This window comes from Moorena sp. SIO4A1, assembly GCF_010672065.1.
Lineage (GTDB): Bacteria > Cyanobacteriota > Cyanobacteriia > Cyanobacteriales > Coleofasciculaceae > Moorena.
This window is the reverse complement of the sequence record NZ_JAAHHX010000172.1, coordinates 1-3,775: the sequence shown is the minus strand read 5'-3', so window position 1 is coordinate 3,775 and position 3,775 is coordinate 1. Positions and strand designations below refer to the sequence as shown.

The 3,775-nt window shown below is 41.3% G+C and carries 4 protein-coding genes; all 4 read right to left on the bottom strand.

What is annotated here, in order from left to right; translation table 11 throughout:
• Positions 1 to 161 precede the first annotated feature (161 nt).
• On the bottom strand, positions 162 to 440 hold the full coding sequence (locus F6K53_RS35610) for a hypothetical protein (RefSeq protein ID WP_075904662.1): 279 nt from the start codon (positions 438 to 440) through the stop codon (positions 162 to 164).
• An 864-nt stretch (positions 441 to 1,304) separates the two neighbouring features.
• Entirely contained in the window at positions 1,305 to 1,457 is a 153-nt protein-coding gene (locus F6K53_RS35605; RefSeq protein ID WP_293055567.1) for a hypothetical protein, read from the bottom strand.
• A 139-nt stretch (positions 1,458 to 1,596) separates the two neighbouring features.
• A complete protein-coding gene (locus F6K53_RS35600) occupies positions 1,597 to 2,508 on the bottom strand; it encodes an MBL fold metallo-hydrolase (protein ID WP_293055564.1) in 912 nt (303 codons plus the stop codon).
• A 767-nt stretch (positions 2,509 to 3,275) separates the two neighbouring features.
• Positions 3,276 to 3,773, bottom strand: coding sequence for an inorganic diphosphatase (locus F6K53_RS35595; protein WP_293073364.1), 498 nt, complete (start codon positions 3,771 to 3,773; stop codon positions 3,276 to 3,278).
• Between the last annotated feature and the right edge of the window lie 2 nt (positions 3,774 to 3,775).

Here is a 3,775-nt window from a genome sequence, read left to right as displayed (position 1 = left end):
TTGGCTTGATAAGGATTAGTTTTCGGTAAAATAATAAATAGAGGCTTTATCTTTGAGATGTAAACATAGAATTGAAAAAAAGCGATTAATCGCTGCTATTATGTCCCTATTGCCTGTTACTTGTTACCTTTAAATAAAGCTATATAAATAAAAAAAATGAGCTAGGTTTTGTGACATATTTTATAAGCTTGTTCTTCTGACTCTTCAAGAGTTTTAAATTGTGAGTATAGCTTTTCAATGGTTTCTTGATCGGTACTTTCTACGGTCACATTAAACACTATACTATTGAATTGATTTTGGGCTGTTTTTACAACTTCTTCAGCTTTCCTACAAGATGGATTTATGAGTATTTGATCAAGTTGAGGAAAACACCCACTTAAGCAAAACGTTAGTATAAAGATTATTATTCTATTAGCTTGGGCAATAGTAGCAAATTTCATCAGACAAGGGTGTAACTTAAGTTAATTCTAATACCCACTACTTAAGGTAATCTAGAGTTTCAGGAAATTTCATCAAAACCTTGGCCGTGGGCCACGCTTCGCGAATGAATGATTCCACCAGTAAAGTACCTAGGATTTCAAGTCTTTTCTAGAGCATCACTTCAGTCAACAGAGTATCCTGCTACTTACTACTATACAGATCCACTATACAGAGCCACGGTTGTCTACCCCTACTAACTGATAACTATTGACCTCAGTTTTTGGTTATCTTCCCACTGGCACAAGCTTGAGATCATCTCTGCCACCCGCGCGATCGCTTTTGTCAATTTGCTCTCAATACCCTTGAATTATTACGAATCTAGATGTTTGTCCTATAGGATGACCCTTAGGGCACAAGTTTTGGGCTGATCCGGTGTAATTGAGCTAAAAATAAGCCAAAAAGCCAACATAATCTATATCGGACAGGCAATATCGCACAGGTATTGAGCCCATATGTATCAGCCAAATGGCTGATTTTTGCGATGAGGGGTCACACCCCTCATCATTGGTGATAAATTTTAATTAGTAGATGCACCCTGATGATCGAGAGAGTCAAAAACGTGGCTCTCTTTTTTTTTTGGGCATAGGGATTGCCTGATAGAGGTAGCGTTTTCCCCAATCACTTGCCCCAAGCCAGCTGATGAAGCTGATCAAATAGACATCTTTAAAAGTATTTTTTAAAGTATTGCGAAATATATTTACCTGACAGGACAACTCTTGAACTATAGCGCTATATATTAAAGGATTGGGCTAATCTAATCGAAAACTTAACTAGAGGAATTTCCAGTAACCAACAACCACCAGGCTGAAACATTCCGTTCAGTATCAGTACCCCGAAAGCGAGTAATAACCAATAGCATTCCCCAGAGTGCGTTCGCGTAGCGGCTCTTCCAGAGCATCGCGTAGCGGCTCCAAACGCGCCCCGCGTGGCCCATTCGCGTAGCGTGGCCAATAGGCCAAGGCCAAGGAGCATCGCATTCTGGGGAATATCAAAACTACCTAATTCTATTCAGACCAATGTGATCATGTGTTCCCAACACCTGTTAAGGCAATATAGTGAGCAATATAATTCCACAAATTTATCTAAAATTCCAGCACTATAGTCATACCTAATCATCTATACCCTTGAACAAACAGGCAAAACCATCCCCTCCCGAGCCAGTAAGTGATTAGGATAGAAAGACTGGAGTTGCTTTTGTAGTCTGTCGAGATAATCATCATTATAGTCAGGATGATAACGAGACATAACTATGCGCTTAACACCTGCCACCTTTGCCGTTACTATCCCAGTTTGCCAACGGTCATCTTGCCAAATCAAAGGTGAATCATTAAGCAGATCATCTTCTTTGAGGGGAAAGGGAGTATTCAAAATTAGCAAATCTGCCTGACGGGATAGGTATCGTAAGTTTTCATCAATGCCACCCCAACCATGGGAGTGAGTAGTGGCGTATACAACAGCATATCCTTGCCAGTTGACCCGATAACCCATTGCTTGATGTGAGTCATTAAGAAGCACAGCCTCCACTGTTACATCATCTAGGGTGACTGTATGACCTGACCTCAGCCCGTGAAATTTCAGATCTGACTGCATGACCTGAAGGGGCACTGGAAAATTTGGAGGAATCATTTGCTGACCTAGACACTGTTCGATGGACGCCCCATCAGGTGCTGCTGCTCCATAGAGATGAAAACAGTTACCAGGAATAAACGCAGGAGTAAAAAAGGGAAACCCTTGAATGCTGTCCCAATGGCTATGGGAAAAAAAAATGTGAGCTTCTATGGGCATTTCCTTAAGCCAATGATTTCCCAGCACCCGCAAACCACTGCCACCGTCAAAGATTAAGCGTTTTCTACCAACACGCATTTCTACACAAGATGTATTGCCACCATAGCGAATGGTATCTGTCCCAGGAGCAGAAATTTGACCCCTAACGCCCCAAAATCGGACGCTCATATCCCCTCCAGTACCATTGTTTAGGCTGGGTTTAGCCTTATATTGGCCTAGTTTGGGTGCTACTAGATTTTGCATTTTCAATCTATGAATTAAGTGAACCTAAGTTAGGAATTATTCCCATTGGTAGATTCCCACTAGAGGATACTCAGGTACTATTAAGTAACCATCTGTGGTTAACCACTAATTTCTGTTAAAGCGGGCCGATTGCATACATCAAATTGCATACATCAAATTGCATACACCAAATTGCACACATTAAGAGTAATTAGATGGGGGAAAGCAAGCACAACAGCCCCAGTAATTTAGTCATATCTCTAATCTCGAACCGTTCAGCCCCCCGAAACAAGTTAAGATACAGTTATGCTTTATCTTAACTGTATCTTAAGTGTTGGTTAATTTTAACGGATTTAGGAACAAACAGTTTGTGACCTATGTCACACATGCATCAAATTAATTCAATCAATCAATCAGAATGGGAACTGGGTATTGCATCGCTTATCCCTTGATCGGTCAGCTTTCATCTATCGGAAGTCAGCCTATTTCCTTATAGCTTAACCTCGACAGCTAAACCAAAAGCTCAGTTTATGCCCATCTCAAGTATAACTGCTCACCCCATCCCATTCTCACCCGATTATCTTCTCACCTAAAAAGGTAATATCTTTGAGCTTCTGTTGGTATCACTCCCTGACCCTAGTCTAGTAGGGTTGGGGGATTTTTTTATGCTTGCCCTTAAAACAGAGAATGGCTAATCGCCTTGCTAGCTTTCTAGCATCAACCATTAGCCTAAGAAAAGAAACTCTAGTGGAACTCATCTCACCGATGAGTTCCCACTTGATCAGTCCCTACTTGTTATAGTTTTTGATCGACTCTTCCACCAAAGGCATTACGTGATCAAGATCTTTCCATCCTAAAATTTCAGTGACTTTCTTTTCCAGATTTTTGTATGTCTTGAAAAATTCAGCAATCTCATCCAACCGATGGGGCGCTATATCTTGGAGAGTTTTTACCTCAGCGTAGCGAGGATCCTTGTCAGGAACACACAGAATTTTTTCATCCCGATCACCCCCATCGATCATTTCCAGCATCCCGATTGGTCTAGCGGTAATGACACAACCAGGGAACGTAGGTTGATCCATTATCACCATACCATCAAGAGGATCACCATCATCTGCTAGAGTGTTAGGGACAAAGCCGTAGTCATAGGGGTACTGTACGGATGCATAAAGTACCCGGTCAAGGGCAAAGGCTTCTAGATCCTTGTCAAACTCATACTTATTTTTACTACCTGCGGGAATTTCAATTAAAACGTTGATCAGACCTGGTTTAGGTTGAGCAGGAATCT

Coding starts and splice junctions, on each gene's coding strand:
- F6K53_RS35605 (WP_293055567.1), bottom strand. CDS start 1,457: ATGCGATGCTCCTTGGCCTTGGCCTATTGGCCACGCTACGCGAATGGG.
- F6K53_RS35600 (WP_293055564.1), bottom strand. CDS start 2,508: ATGCAAAATCTAGTAGCACCCAAACTAGGCCAATATAAGGCTAAACCC.
- F6K53_RS35610 (WP_075904662.1), bottom strand. CDS start 440: ATGAAATTTGCTACTATTGCCCAAGCTAATAGAATAATAATCTTTATA.